At 39.6% G+C, this 23,463-nt stretch carries 5 protein-coding genes; all 5 read right to left on the reverse strand.

Annotation, left to right across the window (positions count from 1 at the left end; translation table 11 throughout):
- Nucleotides 1–75: 75 nt before the first annotated feature.
- Entirely contained in the window at nucleotides 76–14,979 is a 14,904-nt protein-coding gene (locus EV197_RS02550) for a T9SS type B sorting domain-containing protein (RefSeq protein WP_165388982.1), read from the reverse strand.
- A gap of 19 nt (nucleotides 14,980–14,998) precedes the next feature.
- On the reverse strand, nucleotides 14,999–19,195 hold the full coding sequence (locus EV197_RS02555; RefSeq protein WP_130285171.1) for a PorP/SprF family type IX secretion system membrane protein: 4,197 nt from the start codon (nucleotides 19,193–19,195) through the stop codon (nucleotides 14,999–15,001).
- A 4-nt stretch (nucleotides 19,196–19,199) separates the two neighbouring features.
- Complete coding sequence (locus tag EV197_RS02560; RefSeq protein WP_130285172.1) at nucleotides 19,200–21,281, reverse strand: T9SS type B sorting domain-containing protein; 2,082 nt, start codon at nucleotides 21,279–21,281, stop codon at nucleotides 19,200–19,202.
- Between the two features lie 542 nt (nucleotides 21,282–21,823).
- Nucleotides 21,824–22,357 (reverse strand): OmpH/Skp family outer membrane protein, encoded by a 534-nt coding sequence (locus EV197_RS02565; RefSeq protein ID WP_130285173.1) that lies wholly within the window; start codon nucleotides 22,355–22,357, stop codon nucleotides 21,824–21,826.
- Between the two features lie 229 nt (nucleotides 22,358–22,586).
- Nucleotides 22,587–23,438, reverse strand: a complete 852-nt coding sequence (locus tag EV197_RS02570; protein WP_130285174.1) for a class I SAM-dependent methyltransferase — start codon at nucleotides 23,436–23,438, stop codon at nucleotides 22,587–22,589.
- Between the last annotated feature and the right edge of the window lie 25 nt (nucleotides 23,439–23,463).

Raw genomic sequence — 23,463 nt, forward strand, 5'->3', positions numbered from 1 at the left:
AGACTGCTTACGCATCTATTCGCATTTCGGTTAAATTCATTCATTTCTATCTAAACGTTTGAGACGCTATTTTATTTATCTGTATAGCGTAAAGTTACCTGTGAACTTTCTATTATCAATATCGTTTAAGATCACAGTATACCAATAGTCACCTGAAGGCAATTCCTTACCTTGATACACACCATCCCATCCTTTACTGTATCCTCTAAATTCTTTAAGAAGTCGTCCGTATCTATCAAATACTTTTACTTCCATATTTTCAAAGAAAAATTGCGAAGGATTGTTAGGATCCTGATCTGAGGTAATTTGTCTAGGGTACCACGTACTTTCATCATCAGGTGTTGATGGATCATCTTCTCCTGGTGTAAAGTAATTAGGAATTCTAATATTGATATACGTCAATTCTTGTGTACCTGTTACACTACATATACTTCCACTACTATCCTCTACTCTAATAATATAGTTACCTGTATCTCTTACGGTGAAGATATTACCATCCAATTCTCGTTCTACACCTTCGTCTTCGAAAGTAACATAGAACGTATACGGTGGTATACCTCCTGTAACTGAGATTTCATACTCATTTGGATCTTGTGGATTATTGGTCATCGTAGCTACCGGTACCGATAACGGTTGGTATGCTTCGATAAGAATTGTTCCTACCACTTCAACACAGCCGTCGATATGCTCCATAGTTCCTTCGTATTCACCTGGTACTACTTCAAACTCACCATCAAAATTAATAGATGGGTTTGGATCTGGAGTACCGTTAATTCCTTGTAACATATACGTAATATCTGTAGTAACCGAACCATCAATCAGTTCAAAGTTTACAAAATATCTTGGCCCTTGAGTCATCACTGGATTTTCAGGATCTGTATAATCAAATACCGGACACTCTAATCTTGGCGCTAAATCTGCACCTAGCACCACTCCGGGTGGTACATTGACAGCGATCTCAGTTCTACAACCATTAGCATCACGTACATAAATGATGGTTTGACCACCTGGTAACATATCATAGGTGAACAAGTCCTGTACAAAATCAGGATCATTATTCGTAATGTTTGTAGAATATGGTGGAGTACCTCCTGTTACGGTTATCGTAACAGATCCGTCCATATCACCGGCACACGTCTCTGGAGAAACCTGACCATCAATAGCTACTTGTAATTCATCAGGCTCACCAATTACGATGTCATAAACCTGACCACATCCATTAGCATCTTGAGAGAACACCTGGTACGTACCTGGAGTTAACTCCGTAAATGTATGCTGATTAGGAACGTTATCCGATGCATCGTTAAAGAATCTTCCTGGATCTGTACTAATCGCAAATGAATATGGTGGTGTTCCTCCTTGTGCAAACACAATGATAGAACCATTATCCTCACCAAAACAAATTACGTCATTAACTTGTGGGTCAATTCGTTCAAATAATGGCGGATTAACGATGGTAAAGTTTCTGGTAGCAGAACATCCTCTATCCGACTCCACAAGATAAGTATAGTCACCTGGTGGAAGATCCGTAAACTGACTCTCTGACTGGAATAAACCAGCACCTGGGAATACCTGACCTGTTGTATTGTTCGTTAATTGGAATCTGTAATCTCCAATACCTCCTGTAATGTCCGCAATATCAACAATACCTGAAGCTTCATCAGTACAGTTTACATTAGCTGCTGATAGATCCAATTCGAACGTTATGTCATCAATTGGTATTACTGGTACTACCGTACTTAATTGCGATCTACATCCATTAACATCTACCACATAGAACTGATATTGACCAGCTGGTAGATTGATAAAGGTGTAGGTCGAAGCATTAGTAGTTACCACAGTTTCTACTGGATTATTATTATCTGTTACATTAACCAATACGTGATCTCTGATTGGGAAATCACCATTACCTGAAACTGTAACATCAATGGTATTGATGGCACAAGTTACCAAGGTAACATTGTCTATGTTCACTGTAACCTCATTTGGTTCGTTGATTGTGGCCACTGCAGTTGTGGTACATCCAAAGGTGTCATAAACAGTAATGGTATAATCATTAGCCGTTAAGAAATTAAACACATTAGAGGTCTGCTCACCACTTTCTGTTCCGCCTAGTGGCGTAATGGTATACACAAACGGACCGTCAGTACCTGTTGCATTTACCGTAATACTTCCATCTGCCGCTCCAAAACAACTGATGTCTGTCGTGGTTAATGTTGCTGCAACGTCATCCGCAGGAGGATTGATGGTAAAGGTTTCGGTATCTGTACACGTAAAGGTACCTAAGTCATCGATTACTGTTACCTCATAAGTATCTGCTGTCAACCCTTCAAACAATCCAGTTGTGTTGGTTGCTATAATTGTTGCCGGAGCACTTGCTCTTGCTAACTGGTATGTTACCGTACCTCTAGCACCCGTAACACTTGCCTGGAATGCACCATTAGCTGCAGGATTACAGAACTCTGTATCGTTAATAGGCGTAATCGTAAGATCTACTGGAATCGCAGGACCATCTATAGTTACTACGTTTGACGTAGTAATACAGAATGGCGTATTCGTCTCCTCAATCTGTACGATATAGTTTCCTGTTGTTGCCGTAAATGGTAGTACAATCGTATATGGATCACTAGTTGCGGTATCCGAACCAGTGGCCGTAGCAATTGGATTACCATTGATATCCGTAGCCTCTAGGCCAGTCGCTGTATCGATTACCGTATAATCAAAGTCACCTGTATATCCCGTAATGGTAATACGTATCGTACCATCACCATCCTGATAACAAGACTCTGGTGTTTCCTGTACTGCAACCACATCAATAAGGTTAAACTCAGCAATTTCATGTGTTACTCTAATCGAACAACCCGTAGTAAGGTCTGTAATCTCAAAAATGTACACCCCAACACCTGGTAAGGTAAACTGAGCTCCTGTTTCTGTCTGTGCGGTGGCTCCATCATCATTAGTTCCAAATGGTACACCTGAAACGATAAGACCGGTTCCTGTAATTTCTTCGAAATCATAGTTACCACCGGCACCACCTTCAATACGTACGGTTACATCTTCTCCTGCAGGACAGGTAATAGGCGTATCTACCGTTACCGTAGGATTGGTCATCACTGGGAATGGACTAACTGTTTCTATTAAAGAAACAGGACTTGTTGTACATCCATTAAAATCGGTAACATTAATTGTATAGTTACCCGCCTGGTCCGCTAAGATTTCATATTGAACACCTGGTGTACCTCCATCTGCATCTACCACATCAATTGCAGTTACGGTATCGCCTGAAGGTGTAGTATAGGTAACCGTATAAGGCGCTCTTCCATCTTGTATAGTCACCGTAATTATCGGGAATATCTCACTGTTATCCGCAGCACAACCGTAGGCACTTTGGGTAGCGGTAGCAACCACCTGTGTTGCATTTGGCACATTAATTAAAGTTGTTCCATCACATAAACGATCCGAAGTAACTAAGACCACATAATCACCTGTTGGTAATCCTGTAAATACAGGGTTATCAATTTGTGATCCGCCTACTTGAGCTCCTGGTACACCACCACCGGTGTCCACAAAGATCTCATAGGTATAGGGTCCATCATCATCCGTTGTAGGATCGATAGCCACAGTTACTGTTCCATCCGTAGCACCAATACAAGATACTGCCGTTGAAGTAGCCGTAATAATCGGATCTACTGGTACTGGTAATTGTGGAACATCAACCGTTACACTACAAGGTGTACTGGTTGAAACTCCAGGAATATTTGTATCCGTTACGGTTACTGTATACGTCCCTGCCGATATACCTGTAAAGATATTACCACCTGCACCTGATTGAGTGATATTCACTGCTGCACCTCCACTATCCGTACCATTTAATACAAAGGTAAAGTTACCCGGATTGGTACTAAAGTCAGATCCACCAGTAACAGTAACCGTTACTGTACCATCAAAATCTCTACACGTAGGATCAGCAGAATAATCTGCAGTGGCAATCAACTCAGGTAATATGGTAATGGATTCCATATTCGTCGGACAACCATTTTCATCATAAGCCGTTACAGTGTACGTACCAGGCGTTGACACTGTAAATATGTGAGATATCAATCCGTTATTCGCATCAACAATACTTCCTGTACCTAATTGGAAACGTAAGGCACCTGTACCCGGAGGCGAAGCTACATTACTGGTTCCTGTTGCTGTAATAGCATAACTACCATTATGGGTACATACATCGTCTACCGTTAATGGGTCTAAAGTAGGATCTTCAGTTAAGAATACCGTTTCAGTTAATGATGCTGGAGTTGAAGAACAACCATTCGCATCAGTTACAGTTATTTCATATTGAGTACCTGCAATCGTACCTGGTAAATCAAATTCACCTGTAGAATTAGTTACCGTTAAGGTACCACCAAATGGTACATCTGTAGCCGTATAAGTATACGGTGAAGTTCCTCCATCGGCATCTACTACCACCACACCATCAGCTGTACAATAGCCATTATCGTTAGATACTAATGCTAAGGTTAATTGCTCTGGTTGGGCAATAAACACCGTATTCGTTACATCATTACAGGTAGATACAGGGTCAGTAACTGTCACCTGTATATTTCCACTTTCTAATCCAGTAATCGTTAATGGTCCCGAGGCTGTATTTCCTGATCCAGTAACGGTATTACCGGTTGTAGTATTCGTTGCTACATAATCGTAAGCTCCTGTATGCCCTGTAACCGTAAGTTCAATAGAACCGGTTGCATCACCAAAACACGCAATCGGAGGCGCTACTACTGCAATAGTACCATCAATAGTATCGTATGGTAATACCTCGTATGGTGAAGTCAATATAGAACAACCCGTAGCTTGATCCGTAACTCTAAACTGATACGTACCTACTCCTGGTAATAAGAACGATCCACTAGTAGTAGTTGCTCCACCTGAAGCTACACCAATTTGAGAAAGACCAGATCCGTTGATTTCTACAAAGTCATAAGGCCCTGATCCGCCAGTTACGGTTACCGTAACTTCTTCTGTATTGGTAGCACAGTCGATTGGCGTTACCTGATTAACCACAGCATCCGTCATAATCGGGAATGCCGGAATATTTATAATTCCAATATTGTTACTACAGTTATTACTGTCATAGATTGTGAAATCATAGTTGCCTGCTTCATCTGCTAATATCTGAATCCCTGCAGTACCTGTATCGATATCCAAGCTACCTGGTGTAGCCGGACCTGAAACATTACCTGATGGGTCGGTATAAGATATTCTGTATGGTGTTCCTGAACCACCTGCAAAATTATCCACAGTAATTACCGGGAAGTTCTCCGCAGCTCCTGAACAGCTATAGGCTGTTGCAGATAGCGTGGCAATTGGATCTGTAGGATTAATCAAGGTCACTGCTTCTGAATCCACACAACCTAAACTAGATGAAACAACCACCAAATACTCTCCTGCTGTTGGATATGGCGCACCCAAAGCATCAAATGACAAGCCTGTAAATAATGGATTTCCAACTTGAGAGGTAATTAATGCTCCTTGAGTACCTCCGTTATTTTCATATAATTCATATGTATATGGACCATCTAAATCCGTACCGCTTTGAATACTTACTAAAATTGAACCATCACTTGACCCTATACAAGATATCTCTTCTACAGTAGTGCTTATGATTGGATCCACCAGTGGAGCCCTTGAAACTGCATCTGCAGCAGAACAAGTAGAAACGGCATCCGTAACTCTAACTTCATAGTTACCCGTAGGCACTGGATTAAAGGTATAGGTCCCCGGTGCGGTAAACACAGGTACTAATCCTGTATCAGCACCAGCATCTGTATCAAATAAAATGACAGTCCAGTTACCTGCGGTTGCAGAACCTCCTGAAACTGTTGCTTCCACAGTACCCGAATTACTATTTGTACAGGTAGGATCTACCGTAAAGTTAGCGTCTACGATTAATTCTGGATAAATCACAACTGCATCAACATCTGTACATCCATTAGCATCTCTAACGGTAATAGTATATTGATCTACACTTGGTCCTGAAACCGTATATGTATACTCATATTGGTTTGGTCCAACAAGCGTACCATTAACAAATACAGGAGCATCTGCTGTACCCGTATCTCCGTCATCGATACCAAATTGTAATTGGCTCTGACCTGTTGCCGTAACGGTAAATTCAAAGGCACCATCAAATACACACGGATCTACTACCGCTGATATGTTATCAATAGTAGGATCTGGTGTTACCTGCGCCACTAAATCAATTGGGCCTAATACACATCCATTAGCATCAGTAACATATAAGTCCCAGTTTAAATTCACATTTTGGTCTAAAGTAACCACATTACTTGAACCATAAGTGCCTGGATTTGGTAAGCCATCTTCCACCACTAAATAACCATATGGTGTTGTACCACCTGATAAGGTAACTACGCCTTGTGATAAGGCATTACAATTACCTGGTGTAATCGCTGTGTCAACATATGTTAATGGTGTTGGTGACTCTACAATCGTAAATTCTACCGCCGCATTACACGGATCTGCTACACCTCCATCAGTTTCTTCAACCCTGAATAAGTATGTTCCTGGTCCAAAATCTGAAACATTTCCTGTAGCTGTACCACCTGAAGCAACCGTATCAGGGTTCCCAGGAGTAAACGTGTAACTACCTGTAATAGGTGTATTCAAATCATCGGTTCTATATATGCTATAGGTTAATTCCGTTCCTTGGTATCCAGTAATGGTATAATCAATGGATCCATCAGCATTACCTACACATGTTACCGGATTTTCCACCAGTGCAATATTTATTGTTGAAGGACTTGAAGGTGGCGTGAGTGTTTGAATGTCTGTACAATTAGTAGACAAATCAATTACCTCAAAAGTAAACTCTGTGTCAAACGGTAAATTAGGAAATTGATGATTTCTTTCATTCGGTGTCCCTGAAGAAACTGGTAATCCGTTCAACGGTACAAAAACTCCCGAAGGATACTCTCTAATTTCAAATGGTCCAGCACCACCCGTTACTTGAATATTCGCTTCTACCCCGTCTGCACAAACTCCAGCTGTGGCAACAGATGCGTTAATAGTAAATATTGGTTCTGTTGAAATAGAATAAGGGAAGTCATATGTACATCCATTGCTATCGATAACTCTAAAGATATAATCACCAAATATTAAATCGCCAAAAGTAACATCAGAACCTGATGGCACACCTAATACAGGATTAGATGGCGTTGCTGTGGCTACTAAACTTAAATCTGCAGCATTTAATAAACTAACATCATACGGTGGTACTCCACCTGTTATATTTTCTAATTCGATAGAACCTGGTGTTGTTCCTGCACCACTACAGGTTATATCTGTTACTATTGAGTTTCCAATAACTACTGCTGGAGCTGATAAGGTTACCGTAAAGGTATCCGTACACCCTTTAGCATCTCTAACGGTGTAATTGTAAGTACCTTCTGGTAATCCGCCATAGGTTGTTTGATTGCTAAATCCTAAACCGTTGAAATCAATTTCATAAGGTGCAGTACCTACTGTAGTATCTACCGTAATGGTTACTGAACCATCGGAATCTCCATTACACGTTGGATTGATAAAGGTTTCTGTAGCCACGGGGTTCGGTGCAGGCGTAACTGTAATCACAGAAGAGGTTGCCTGACAACCTTCGCTATCCGTAACTCTAAACTGATACGTACCTGCAGTAGTTGTAGTATATGGGAATCCACCGCCATAAGCTACAAATCCACCACCGTTTACATTGACTTCAAAAGTATTTCCTCCATTACCACCTGTTGTGGTTACTTGGATCTGAGCACCTGGTGATGCAGAACAATCCAAATCTTTCAACAAGCTGGCTGCAATAGTAATTTGAGGTTGTATGGTTTCATTAATTGTCACCTCACAACCATTAGCATCTGTAATGACAATTGCATAATTACCCGGTGTTAATCCACCCACGGTAAAGGTTGTTCCTGCCACCGCAACATCCGAGCCTCCATTTACCGAATAGGTATATGGTGCTGTACCTGTGTTAATTGTAATATCTAAACTAGCCTGATTGGTTGGGTCATAACAACGATCAGAAGTAGCTTCTACTGTTGCGGTTACTGGAGTTGGTACGGTTACTGTTACTGGAGCCGTTGTAACTGTACAACCCTCGGCATCAGTAACAACAACCTCATAGGTATCTGCAGTTCCTACGCTAAATACATTACTTGCTTGTGGTCCAGCAACTGATGCCGGCACACTATTGAATAATTCGTACTGATAACCTCCGTTACCCCCTGATACGGTAACCGTAATGGTCGCATTCTGCACACAGGTCAATGGAGCAGTAATAGCTGCAGTAGCGGTAAGCACCGCTGGATCGGTTAAGGTAATCGTGGTTGTGTCTGTACATAAGGTCGTTTCATCAGTAACCTCCACGGTATATACACCCGCTGGTAAACCACCGGTGTTAATCGTTGCTGTTGTTTGACCTGTAGCTGTAAATGGCCCTACTGCACCTCCGCCTTCTGTAATCTGGTAGGCATAGGTTGTAGCGGTTAAATCAATACCGGATACGGTAAATGAAATTTCACCATCAGCCGCTCCGTTACACGAAGGGTCTGAGACTACACTTCCGTTGACGGCAATAAAGTCAATCTCTGGTACGGTAAACGTTTCAGTATACGTACAACCATCGGTATCCGTTCTTGCTAAGAAGGTATACGTAGTTCCTGAAGTAAGACCAGTAAACACATTTGATGTTTGAGGACCTACTGTTATTGGTGCAATAATTTCATATTGTACATTACTTGTTCCGTCTAAGGTTGGTGTCAAGGTAACATCAGCGGTTAAGCCAGGACACTGTACTTGTGTAGCTGCAAACGCTAAGTCGGTCACCTGTACTAATGGATCTATAGTCAATTGTCCTAAGTTCACTGGACACGAAATGGTGTTGGCGTCTCTTATATAAAGCGTATAGGTACCATCTGTCAAACCAGGGAATATAGGTGTTGCTTGCCAGTTTACTCCATCAATACTATACTCGTAAGTTGATGGGTCTCCATTTGCTTCACCAGATACCGTAATTTCACCTAATTGTGGTGTGGTACTGGATCCTGCCGCATCACATCGATAATCTTGTGTAATGGCAATGTTTGCCGTAATCGGCGTTGGTGCAATTACATCTACTGCAACGTCTTCAGTACATGCTGGTGTACCACCAACACCATCGGTGATGGTAACGGTATGCGTACCCACTGCAACGTTATTAAACGTTACTGTAGTTGATCCTGTTGGTCCAATTTGCGTAGCTGCATTACCATCTAACACATACGTAAATGGTCCTTCGCCAGCAGTTACGGTAACTGTAACAGATCCATCCTCTGCAGGACAATCTGGATTAGTTGCTGTAGCTGTTGCAGCAATTGGTGTATAAGCAGTTACGGTTACAGGATTTGAGAATGCAGTACATCCTAAATCATCTGTTACCAGTATCACATACTCCCCTGGAGTTGTGGTTGTATAAACGGAAGTAATTCCTGTGGTAATAAGTGTTGGAGAACCACCATTATAATCGTATAGATCATACTGCGTATAAGTTCCACTACCACCAGCAGCGGTAAATGAAATCTCGGCACCTCCGTTACAGTCAATATCTTTATCTAGATTGGCTGTTATGGTCAATTCTGGATTTATGGTAAAGCTGATCGGCGCCGTACTACAGTTAGTATTTGTATTTCGAACCACCACGGAATAAGTTCCTGGTGCTAAGTTGTCTATCTCAAAAGTATTCGCCGGTGCTGGTGCTCCTAAGAATACTACTGGCTGGAACGTTCCTCCATCTACACTATACTCAAACGGTCCAACTGGTGTGGCTACCCCTGGAGTTATCGTGATCCACTGACTAGCCTGATTAGTTCCATCATAACATTGGTCACCACCAGCTGCTAATGCAATGGTTGGTGAAGCAAAAACAACAATGGTTTCAGTTGCAGTAACCTCACAAGCCGTTGTAGGATCATTACCGTCTCTTACAAAAATAGTGTACGTGCCTGCTGCCAAGCCTGTAAATACGTTATTTGTATTTGGATAATTTACTAAGGTCGTTCCTCCACTATCGTCTAATCTATACTGATAATTTCCTCTTCCGCCTGTTGCCGTAACTGTGATCGTACCTGTACTTGACGTACAGCTAGACTCTGTTGCTGTTGTTGTAAACGATAAAGGTGTTACTGGCTCCGTAATCGTCACTGTTGCTGTGTCTGTACACGCAGATGTAGTAGTTAATGCCGTGTCGGTCACCGCAATATCATAATCACCCGCAGGTAGATTAGTTACGGTAACTGTCGTTGGATCTGAACCTGTTTCTGTTCCTGATCCTACAGTTGCACCACCTGAATCTGTTACTACCCAATCAAAATCAGTAGTATTCGCTACAGTAAACGAAAGCGAACCATCACTATCACCGGTACAAATGACCGGGCTAGCTTCAGCAGCATTGGTGATATCAATTTCTGGTAATACATCTCTTGTAAAGGATTCACTAAACTCACACTGGTTATCAGTTCTAACCGCAGTAAATGTATATACGGTTCCTCTATCCAATGTAAATACTCCAGTTGTAGCATCTCCTGCTACTGGAGCTGGCGTAACACTATACGTATAGGTTGGCCCTACTGGTACGGCGCTCACGGTTACTTCTACCGTTTGTGCGGTACAGTTAGTACTGTTTTCTGTAAAAGTCAAATCATCAACCGTAGCTAAAGGATCAACGGTTACGCTTCTTGATATCGGACACGTATTGCCCGCATTCTGATTGGCGATATAAATCGTATAAGTACCCGCAGTATTGACCGGTATATTTACCGGGAAACTCGTAATATTCGTATAGGATCCTGACGGATTGAAACTCCACGCATAACTACCTGTACCACCAGTAGCCGAAACAATTTGTATCACGGCATCTTCGTTTCCTGGTATACAAGAAAGTCCTCTATCTAAAACTACACTAGCATCGATAGGTGTAGGTGACTGTATCGCAACCGGATCACTTATCACCGGACATATAGTCGGTGGCGTTGTTCCCGGAGGCGTTGTATTCTCGTGAGACACTCGTACCCGGTAACAGTCAAAATCTGCTACGTTCGTAAAGGTTACATCTCGTAATGGACTATTGATCTGATCCACTACGGTGTAAGTTGTATCATTAACAGCACAAGTTGCTGTAGTCAATAATTCGTATAAATAATTTCTTCCGGTTACCTGTGGAGAAACCTCTACTCTTATTTGCCCTGCATCAGTAGGACAAATTGGATTTGTTGGAGTTACCGCATCTATTACAATAGGGTTATAAGGATTGATGTTATCAATGCTTGCTTCAATAATACAAGCAGCTTCTCCAGCTGGTACATTTAAGTCACTTACCTGGAACGTATATACAGTATTAGGATCTGCCGGTATTGGTAATTCAAAAATATTACAATCTGGATCTGTGCTACAATTTCTAAAGACTCCGCTGCTATCCGCATAGGAATAATTTCCTGAACCTTGAGTCACATTAACTTGCACTAAGGCACCTGTAGTACAGGTTTCTGGTGCTAACAATACTACCTCAGCCTCAAATGGAGTTGCTGGATTAATGGTAACGTTTGTAGTAAACAAACACTCTGGAGCTGGTCTATTTGAAATAACCTCCACGGTATAGTTACCTGGTGGTAAATTATTCTGAGTGTAATTTCCATTGTTTGCACTACTGTTAGGAACAATAATCGGATCTGCTGCACCCAGTGCTGGACTAGAAATGGTATATTGATATTCTGGGATACCACCCGTTACTGAAATATTTATTCTACCGAAACCTGTTCCGTTGTTATCATTAATACAACTTGGATCGACTGCAGTAACACTAAAAGAAGGATCAATAGTTGGAACGTTAATCGTTGCCGTATACTCACAACCTGGGAAAGTAGTATCAATGGCATATACTGTAATATCACCACCTGTTGAAATAGGGAATACTCCTGTAGTGTTATTATATGGTCCACCTGGTGTTAAGCTAAACGCAAAATTATCTGGTACATTAGTAACCGTTACACTACCATCATTACCACACTCTATTGGATTCATAGTTAATTGTGGTTGGTAGTCATTTCTAAATACACTGAAATAGAACGGTATAAAACATCCACCATCAAACTCTGCTAAAATTCTGTAGTCACCCGCTTGTGTTACGGTAAATACTGGCGTATTTCCTCCTGGTTCTTCTACCCAGTTGGCGTCTGTACAATCCCCTGATAATAAAGAACAAGGGTCATTTGGATCCGAAATACAAGCTCCACTTGGTGATAAACGTTGCCAAGAAATACTATCTAGGTTACTTGGGTCAAAATTAGTATTTAATTCTAACGACTGGTTACCACATAATAAGATTTGAGGTATCGGTAAACCACTACAATCTTCAGTAACTACCGTAGTACCATTAACATAATCCAAAATTGGATTGGATATGGTGTTAAAATCGGTTACCGTAAACTCTTCTGTTAATGTCATACAGGTTCCATCCGATGGATCCGTATCTTCTTTTACCACCGTATATACCCCTGATTGTGGATTAGGTACCGCATAAAAATTCACTGTAGTTTGGACCGGTGGGCTAATACCCGGACCAGACCAAGTATACAGATCGTATCCAGTACCTGCTACCAAAGTAAGGTCGTCATTACAAAACGTAACATCCTGCTCACAGGCTGGAACATTTACTAAAACATTAGAAGCAACAGGATTAGAATCCCCACAAGCTCCAATGGCAGCTGTACTTAAGGTAGATCTGGTATTACCAGTTATTAAACCCGTATATGTAGCAGAGGCGGAGTTTTCGATAATGTCCGAACAAGCATCTCTTAAATCTTCACAAGAGGCTACTAATCGTGCTCTAAATCGAATAAAAATAGGACCATCTCCTTCTCCTACAGGGTCATCAAATCGAGTTTCGACTATTTCTGATGGTATATAAAATTCTATTACCCCTGGACTTACCTCCGCATAGGTTACACCAGGAGGCAAAGTAGCATCCTGTATACTCACTAAATCGGTATTAGGGGGTAATATATCGGTAATTACAACTGATCCATCAACAAAATCTTCATTACCTATATTTTCAATTTCTAAATCATAAAAAAGCTCATCACCTAATTCAACGTTAGCACCAGTTATTTCTGTAACGCCATCAGTATCATAAACCCTTTTTACGATTCTTAATTCAGGCTCAATAATGGTTACCGAAAAGGCATTAAAAAATACACTGTACCTATCTTGATTTGTGGCTATCTGAAATCTTGCCGACGACTGACCATTTCCTATCAACCCGTTACCATCATTATCAAGATTAAAAATATCCATGTCAAAACCTTGCGTATTTTCAGATGCGGGTACCCGAGCGGTAATATAGGCATCATCTTCTGAAATAGAACCGTTAAAAAAGTTTCCGTTAGGATTCACGGAAGCTCCCCCGCCTCCAAGGGCTACTAAATTACCATTAGTATTTTCTACACGCAATTGATCACCTCCTAAACTGGTATCTCCTTCTAAAGAGGCCACACCATAGCGCACATCAATAGGTTCATTACCTCCTAATGTGGTAAATCCAGAATATAGAAAATCTACTGGAGCTCCTCCACTAAAAATTTGCACAAACCCGTTACTTGTACTGATATATTTTGCCGTTTCCAAAGGATCTTCATATATGGCCACAATGAACCAACCCCCACAAGCTCCATCCGCTCCACTGGTAAACCCATGGGTTGCATTCATATCTGCTACCGTATACGTACCAAAATAATTGTTTGGGTCTAACAACTGTGTTATATCCGCATAACATACATAGGGTACTTCATCATTAGCAACATCACCTAATGGATTGGTCCCACTGTTTCGATAGCCATCAAAAACAATATCCGTAGCGGATATATCAATATAATTGGTACCGTTTGGTAAACGTAATTTTACATCTCTAAAATCAGCTGGCCCTAATTTTCTTGGATCAGCTGTTGGTAACCCATTTAAAATCGGATTCCCTTCAGTAGACAAGGTTGCTAAAAATACCTGAGGTTGTCTAGCTAGTAACAAATCGATAAGGTCTCCGTTATTAATCAGGTGATTGTCAATATCATCATTACCAATGGATACTGCGGGAATATTAATTGCCGGACCATTACCTGTTAGTCTGGGCATATTACCATTGTTGTCATTCACAATAACGACCCCTAATGCTCCCGCATTCTGTGCATTGACCACTTTTTCTCTTATAGAACAGCTACCTCCATCCCTGATTACTGCAATATTGCCCACTAATGAGTCTGCATTGGTAATAGAACAGCCTCTTTCACTTACGGGCTGTGCCACTACCAAGTAAGACGTAACTGGACGTAATCGAATGTCTGAATTGTCATTATCAAACTCTGAATAGCGTGCATTATACTCTTCTGCTATGTCCCCATTATTAATCGTTAGATTCACATTGGTATCATTATTACTCCCTAATTCGTTATCAGAATAATTCCTTGGACTCTGATCCCGCTGCATATAGTAATTCGCTGACCAATATAACCCCGCATATACTAATCGGCTACACTCGTTTCTTGGTGCATTAAGATCTGCTGAACTGGAACTAAAGGTCGATGGATCTCCATCAATATCAATAAATGCTGTAGTATAATTACCATTGTTTAAGGTACCATTGTAGGCTGCATTAGGATCATAGGACGTGCCATTGCGATCTATCATACCAACGATGTCGTTACCGGTCATGATTAAATCACCTCGAATATCATTTATCGTTCCTTCAGGTACAGTATCAAAAGCTTGTGTTACCTGAGCATTCATAGTATTACTGATAGATATCATCAGGAACCCAATACATAGTATTGCTACCTTATTATACAATATGGTTTTCATCAGCCTGTTAGTTAGTGTTATTTGGGTACTCATAGTCATTATTTTGGGGTGGCTATTCTACTTTTAAAATATATAATTCACCACTATATGTTCCGCCTACGTTAGAGAATAAACTCTGTTTTGCCTGGTCTATTGTGTCAAAACGTTTTAGGTACACATATATGTAATTATCTTTTGGATTTCTAAAGAATTGTGGCTCCAGACCTAAAGATCTTAATCGCTCCATTCCTCTTTCGAAATAATTTTCTCTCTTAAATACATCTGTAATCAGATAATATCCGTTTTCTACACTGTGTCCTCCGATGAAGGATAGGTTTTCGGTCAATACGGTGTCATCTTTTACAGATTCTTCAATCACTCTTGTTTCTTGCAATAATCGCTTATACGATTCTACTCTACTCTTCGCAATATGTAAGATCCACATATCACCATAGTACGCATTATCAATGTTGCTTAGGTATTTTCTTGCAGCTTCATCTTTATCCGTGTAGCTCGCTATAGATACATACTGTAAATCATTCTCAGGGTTTAGAATTACCTGTGCTCCATTGAAACCAAGATCTTTTAAAGTCTGCTCAAACTTCTCAGCGTAATCGCCACCTTTAAACACATTACCAATTAGGTAGTAACCTTCAGGATAGCCTGGAATAAACTTAGTCGCATATTGAGCTTCAGGTCTAGACACCTCAGCAAATTTGATAAATCTATTCTTTTCACTTAAACGCTTAGAGCTTGTTGGATCAGAATCAGATTTCGCATCTGCTGCATCGTTATCCATCGCTACTAAGGACTCTAATAATTGCGTAAAGTCTCTCTTATCTAGATTCAAGGTAGAATTTAATAGTGAATCCCGCTTCTGTGTAATTCTACTACTAATTCTTGTACGATCTTCAAGTTCCTTTTGTAGTCTTTCAATCTCTTGCTGCTCTTCGGCTGTAGTTTCAGGAACATCAGCAGTTGCTTGATTTTCCGCTTCCGCTGCTGCCTGTGCTTCTTCTGCCTCTAATCTTGCAATAGCTGCATCAATATCAGACAATAAGCTTTGCTTATCTGCTTGTGGTAACAACTCGCTAGCCCTCACAATATCCGCCTGGTCTCTTAATTGACTTACTGTCCCTGAAGTAATTAAACTTCGGGTAGCGTCAATTAATTCCTGACGCTGTCTTGCTTCTTCAGCCTCGCGCTGCTGTTGTTCCTCTAATCGAGCTGCTTCCGCTTCTTTAGCTGCAATAGCCGCATCGATCTCAGATAATAAATTTTGCTTATCTACTTCAGGTAGGTTACTTGCTCTAATAATATCCGCCTGATTTCTTAACTCACTAACTCCTCCGGAGCTTAGTAAGGTTCTTGTGGCTTCCATTAATTGCTGTCTCTGTAACTCTACTTCTTTGGTAGCAATACTTTGCTCAATCTCCGTTAATAATGCCTGCTTTTCTTCATCAGAAATGAATGTATTGGACTGCACTAGCTGAGAACGTCTTCTTAGTTGCTCTGGAGTTTCATTAGCTATGGCATCTCTGGTCTCCGTAATAAACTGTTGTGTCTCTCGCTCTAGTTGTAATCTTCTACGTTGCTCTTCTTCTGCAGCTTGTTCCTCGGCTAACTTTGTGGTAATCGCCAATTCTAGCTCAGAAATTAAACTTTGCTTTTGAACTTCAGGTAAGCTACTTGCTCTGATAATATCTGCCTGACTTCGCAACTCATTAACCGTTGCTGTCGTCAATAGCGCTCTTGTTTCTTCAACTAACTGCTCTTGTTCAGCGGCTTGCTGTGCTTCAGCCTCTTTTGCAGCAATTGCTACATCGAGCTCAGACAATAAATTCTGCTTTTCTACCGCTGGTAAATTACTAGCTCTGATAATATCCGCCTGACTTCTTAATTCGTTGACACTAGCACTAGTTATTAGAGCTCTTGTCGCCGCTTTCAATTCTTCTAACTCAGCTTCTTGATTTGCCGTTTCTTTAGCAGCAATCGCAACATCTATTTCTGATAATAAATTCTGCTTATCTACTGCAGGCAAGCTACTTGCTCTAATAATATCTGCCTGGCTTCGTAATTCATTGACGCTACCACTAGTAATCAATGTGCGTGTGGCTTGCTTCAATTCTTCATTCGCTGCTTCTTTTTGGTTGATATTATCCTGAATTTGTGCTAATAGCTCCTCTTTTTGCTCGTTAGGAATAAAGGTATTGGACTGTACCAATTGGGATCTTCTTCTTAATTCTTCAACAGAAGCATCCTCATTACCCATTACCTCTTCGGTTTCTGTAATTAGTTGTTGTGTTTCTTGCTCTAATCGTAAGCTACGTCTTCTTTGCTCTTCAGCTTCTTCGTTTTCGGATTGTTTAGCAGCTATCGCCACATCAATCTCAGATAGTAAATTCTGCTTATCAACTGCTGGTAAACTACTTGCTCTAATGATGTCTGCCTGGTTTCTAAGTTCATTGACTCCACCACTAGCAATAAGCGTTCTGGTCTCTTCTAACAATAATTGTCTTTGCTGATCCGCCTCTCTAGTAGCTATCGCTACGTCGATGTCAGATAATAAACTTTGCTTTTGTACTTGAGGAAGGCTGCTGGCTCTGATAATATCCGCTTGACTTCTCAATTCATTAACGCTACCACTTGCAATCAAGGTTCTGGTTTGCTCTAGCAATGATTGTCTTTGCAACTCTGCTTCTCTTGTAGCAATGGCAATATCAATCTCAGATAATAAGTTTTGCTTATCAACTGCCGGTAAACTACTTGCTCTGATAATATCCGCTTGACTTCTTAATTCATTAACACTAGCCGTAGTCAACAACTCACGCGTATCGCTTATTAAATTTTGTGATGTAGTTGTTTGTTCAATTTGCTTTTGAGAAGTTAATCGATCTTCTTGTTCTTGTTGTTTGCGCGCCTCTTCTTCTCTTGCGGCTTCCTCGGCAGCAATTCTTGCTTCCTCTGCTGGGTCAATACCTTCTTGCTCAATCGTATTTACTTGTTGCTCCAACTGACGTTGAGAAGCTAATCGTTCTTCTTCTTCTGATTTTCTATTGAGTAGTTCTACTTCTTCTTCACGTTGTAATGCTAACTGTCTTGCCTGTCTTGCCTCTTCCTCTTTTGCTTCTTGAATTTGTTGTTCCAATCTGCTCATGGCTCTTTGCGCCTGAGATAGGGAATCTCCTCCACGTTCTTGTAATTCTCGGATCAAACGATTTTGCTCCAAAATTTCTTTTTTCAATCTTCTGATTTCAGAATCACGCTCTTCGTAGGCTTTCTGAGATGTTGTCTTTCTACCTCTTGATCTTCTGTTATCTAAGGCAAAATTATAAGCTAGTACTACCTCGTGGGTGGAACCAAATGCGGAAGTATCTCCCATACCTGTTTCAAAAGTATATCCCACAGATACGTTAGGGGTGATATGGCCACCAACTCCTAAAGATACACCGTAAAAGCTGTCATATCCAGCCTGGCCCCAACCTAATTCTGGTAAATCTACCAATACATTGGCACCATATCTTAATTCGGTTTCATTATCATTGAGCATGTTCAACATATTAGCGTAAGCCATACCTCTCAAGGACTTATCAGATCTACGCTCTAAAGCCCTAGTATACATTACATGTCCTCTAAAGGCCATATTATCTGTGATCAATTCACTGCCGCTTATATTATATGCAACTAGATTACTTACAGTAACCCCAGCGTCAAATTCGTTATAATTAAAATTGAAACCTGGAGATAATAAAAATACCGAGCTGTTTTCGTAATTAAGAATTACTGGATCGGTAATTTCAACACCGTTATTAAACGTGGTACTGTCAGCAGAATCGATATTCGATTTTAACCCACTTTGTGAAAAACCAAGGTTCATACCAAAAGTCAAATTCACATCGCGATCAAATTCTAAGTTATAGGCATAGTTCAACGTTCCCCCGAAATACCTGTAAATACCTTCATTTTGCTGAAAAAGACCTATAGATACACCTGTTTTTTCATCAAAATTAGAAGTATAGGATAATAAAAAAGTTTGAGGATTATCATTAAAGCCAACCCACTGCTGCTTGTTATAAACGTTAATGGATTTTTTGTTTTCTCGTACTAATGAAAAAGTAGGGTTAAAATAAAACCTATTGTACCTTACCAAAGTATGAGTAGGAATATCTGTAGGTAACACACCATAATTCACGGTGTCTTCATCCTGAGCCTTTACTGTTTGTAGGGCTAACAAAATAAATATGGTGTGTAAAAGTAATTTTTTCATCATAAAATTATCTCATAACCGTAATAGATCCCTTTCTAAGCACGGTACTGTTCTTTGTTATTATATAATAATATACGGCGTCCTTACCTCCTGTTCGAGAGTTCTCCGTTGGCCAATTATTTTGGTAATTTGTTGTTCTTAAATCTTCTCTTCCTCTGGAATCATATATGATCACTTCTACCGTACCATCACTCAGCATACTTTGTGGCAAAGTCCAGTTTCTAAAAGCCTGCCCGTTAAAACTGATCACATTGGGTATTATTTCAGAGGGGCCTGAAGGTATTCCTACAGTAACTGGCAATGAGTCTGCTGTACAAATAAGAGAACTAATTCTAACAAAATAAGTACCCTCTTGATTGGTTTGTAGCGTGTTTTCATTTTCTCCTGCTATGAGTTGTTCTTCACCATCTACAATAATATACCATTCATAGGTATAATTACTATCGAAAGGTGCAGTAATGGTAACTGGGCTTCCATCTTCTGGTAGAGATTCTGGTGTTACTGTTAATTCGATATCGTCAGCTACAAAGCTTATCGGTAAATTATTGGATATAGTCTCACCGAATTCAGGACCCCTAAAATTAGCTCTCAACTGATAATTTCCACCGCTATCACTACGATCTACTGTTAACGACAAAGAAGTCTCACCTAAGGGGACTCCATCTCTATACCATTCAAAATCAAAAAAGTTGAGCTGTTCGGGGGTCAAGGGGACCAGAAAGCCAGTATTCGTTCGCCCTTGCATCTCCAACAATTCGAGCTGTACCGTATCCTCACTACAGAGATTTTCTCCCGTAGTGCCAATGGTTATATCAAAATTCACGGGTGCAAAAATCTCAGTTTCCGAGAAAAGTCTTGAATCACAGGGGTCATTGGCATCGATTTCTACTCTATACTCACCAACTATTCCATCATCAATTACATAGGTTAGTGAAGGTCCACTGACTATACCCTGTTCTTGTACATTTGTATTAACACGCCATCGAAATGGACTGCCATCTGGCGCATCGGTGAGTACTTCTAAGGTAATAATCTCATTTGGTAAAATGATTAAATTTTCTGGTAACTCCTGTGTGATACTTGATCCTTCATTAGTTACGATCGTTGGGGGGGTTGATTGTAGTGTACATCCTTCATTACCAAACTGCACTTCAACATAATATTCTCCTTGAAAATTATTAAGTGGTAAGGTAATAGTAGGTGCAATAGCGCCTGCAATTGGCTCACCGTCCTTATACCATTGGTAGCTAAAATCACTATCCTGTTCACTAGATATCAATACTTTGGTTTCCTCCGGACAATAAGAAAAGTCAGGAGAAGGTGTACTAACAGTTACCGCATCCTGATCTAATAAAATGACATCTACGTTATTTGAGTTACCCGCAGATCCATTTGCTGTATAAAACGGTTGACACAACCCAAATGGAATACTTGCTCTATAGGTACCCTCCGTAGTTACTTGGAGTGAAGGTCCTGATGCACCAGTGATCAAGGCACCATCTCTAAACCAAATCCAATCAAATTGATTAGGATCCACTGCATTACCCATATCATCTCGCATAGTTACCGTAATAGTTTCATTGATAGTGGTACTATTACATACAAAAACATCATTTCGGTTATTCAAAATAACACGTAAGCGAGTATCAAAATAGTGCATCGCAATATCATCAGAAGGCTGACTTTGTATACCGGCTTCAGTGGTTCTTACCCGAACGCGATAAAAATCACTATTTACATCAGTGGGTAGGGCAATGCCCTCGATTCGAATTTCTTGCGTAGTAGTCGTACCATTATTAGGTCTATCGATTCTACCAAGTTCACGATTTTGACCCGTATCAAAACTCCCATCGGGATCAGATAGTTCGAAAATAAACTCATTACCAGAAGGAAGAGCATCACCGGGTGATAAAGAAGCAATAAAAATAAAGCTGTTCTGAGCTTGCGTAGCACAGGCCGCATTTCTTTCATTGTCTCTTTCATCAATGAGTAGAGGACGTCCAATAGTCCGTTGTGCAATTACCTCCTGGAAAGATATAAGGAGTAAAAGCACTATAACACACGATGACAGGTTAAGTTTATTATTCATAATATCACACTGTTTAAGTGGTGGATATTTATACTATTAATCAGCGATTTGGGGCGCTTGTTAATAATGTTGTTAATATATTTTTTTGTAAGTGATAAAAATATAAATATTTAATTTATAACTAGTACAAATTTTAATTTTTTTTGTAATAATATTCTTACTAAAAAATTAGAGCGTAGAACTACATCCTTTTACTCCTATTAACTACCTCGTATATATCTTATAAAATATTGTTTATCAGTTATTTAAATATATAATTAACTAAATTTATATCAGAGCATTTTGAAGCTTGTTGTCTAAAAAATCATCAAATATTGCTCTCTTTTTCTAATCAATTACGGTTTTAATATAACTATATAACGGCTTTAGTATTGTGTATAAACATCGAAAACATCAATTTATACGACCAAAGACCGTTAAAATATGTTAAAACAACCTTATAATCTTAGCGAGACAAGCTGCCATAAATTTAAAAAAACACAGTAATATACTAAAAAACCCCGACATAGTTCATACATCGGGGTCTTTCGAAAGAATTATTCTTATTTATCTGTTTTTTCCTTTTTTGGTGCTTCTCCATTTAAAGCTTCCAGAATTTCGTCTGTAAGGTCTAACTCTTCTTTGGCATACAATAAATTACTTACCTCGGTTTCTCCAAAAATGTAGGTATATCCATTCTTTTTACCATAATCTTTTATAAAATCCTCTACCTTATCAATAATAGAATCAATTTCCTCCTGACTCCCTTGTTGAATCTCCTGTAGTCGAACTTGTTGTTCTCTTTGGATTTCTTGTTGTTTTTGCATTAACTCTTGCTCTCTCTTCTGACGATTATTTGCATTCATAGAATTACGGATATTCTTATACCCTTCTAACTCTATTTGAAATTGTTGTGCCTTCTGCTCCAACGCTGCACGAACTTCTTTGTTCTTTTTGGTCCATTTATCCTGAGCCGCCTTCATATCTTTAAAATCCGAAACCACCTTGGTGTTATTAACATAAGCTGTTTTTATGGTTTCCTGTTTACAAGAAATGATTCCTACAAGTAACAATCCAATTGCTATAAATTTTTTCATTTTTTGAAATTTTAATAAGTCCCACAAAAATATTAAAGTTCATTAGACAAAAATGAAAAATAGCTATTAAATAGTATTAATAACAAAAATTGATTTTAGTACAGCAAACTATAGTTAAATCTGATTAAAAACAACGCAAAATAAGACGTTTTAAGCAAGTATTAATTTTAGACCAACCATTTCATTATTCAGTTTACCAAAAACGTATCTAGAGAAATGCTATAGCTTTTTATGGTTTACGGAGCACATAAATGTGAGAAGAGTATTGTTTAGAGAATAAACCCTTCAAATTGGAATAGAATCCAATGATAAATGACAGAAAATAATTTATTTTTCCTTTTTTGAGCTTTTCTGACATTAGCGAAATATAAAAAGCATCAAACCACAAAGGTTTTACCTTTATCAATTCAAAACCCTTTTCCTTAAAAATATCTCTAATAGCAGTTTTTGAAAAATGCCATAGGTGTCTAGGAACATCGTACGCTGCCCAATACTCTTTATAGTACTTAGCATCATAAGATTTGAAATTGGGAACCGCTATAATCAAAGTTCCATTTGGCTTAAGCAGGTCATTTAATCTTTCAATATACTCCTGCAATGCTGACACATGCTCCAACACATGCCACAACGTAATCACATCAAAAGAGTTTGATGTAAAAGAGGCTAAATCGGACTGAAGCGAAATATTTTTGGTTGCTGCAAGTTGTCTTGCTTTTGCATTAGGTTCTGTGCCTTGAATATTCCATCCATCATTTTTTGCGGTTACTAAAAAATCTCCAGTCCCAGCACCTACATCCAGTAAAGTTCCTTTTTGTGGATGGGTTTTATCAATTAGCTTAATTTTATTCTTAAGGTTAATCTTCTTAACAGATTGGTATAATCTATTTAAAAAACCTTCATTAGCATCCGTATGAGAAATATAGGCATCACTTTCATAATACCTATCCAACTCTTCTGGTTTTGGTTGTGGTGTAGTAAATAACATATCATAGGTATGATCCTTGACTAATTGAAATTTTTCTCCAGAAACCAAAAAGTCCTTACACTCTAAAAAAATCTTACCCTTGGGATTATTAATCATACCATTAACTTTAAACGATTACAGC

This window comes from Aquimarina brevivitae, assembly GCF_004216895.1.
GTDB lineage: Bacteria > Bacteroidota > Bacteroidia > Flavobacteriales > Flavobacteriaceae > Aquimarina > Aquimarina brevivitae.

Bases quoted from the DNA above. Each gene is read 5' to 3' on its own strand.
- EV197_RS02560 (WP_130285172.1), bottom strand. From the start codon at position 21,281: ATGAATAATAAACTTAACCTGTCATCGTGTGTTATAGTGCTTTTACTC.
- EV197_RS02555 (WP_130285171.1), bottom strand. From the start codon at position 19,195: ATGATGAAAAAATTACTTTTACACACCATATTTATTTTGTTAGCCCTA.
- EV197_RS02570 (WP_130285174.1), bottom strand. From the start codon at position 23,438: ATGATTAATAATCCCAAGGGTAAGATTTTTTTAGAGTGTAAGGACTTT.
- EV197_RS02550 (WP_165388982.1), bottom strand. From the start codon at position 14,979: ATGAGTACCCAAATAACACTAACTAACAGGCTGATGAAAACCATATTG.
- EV197_RS02565 (WP_130285173.1), bottom strand. From the start codon at position 22,357: ATGAAAAAATTTATAGCAATTGGATTGTTACTTGTAGGAATCATTTCT.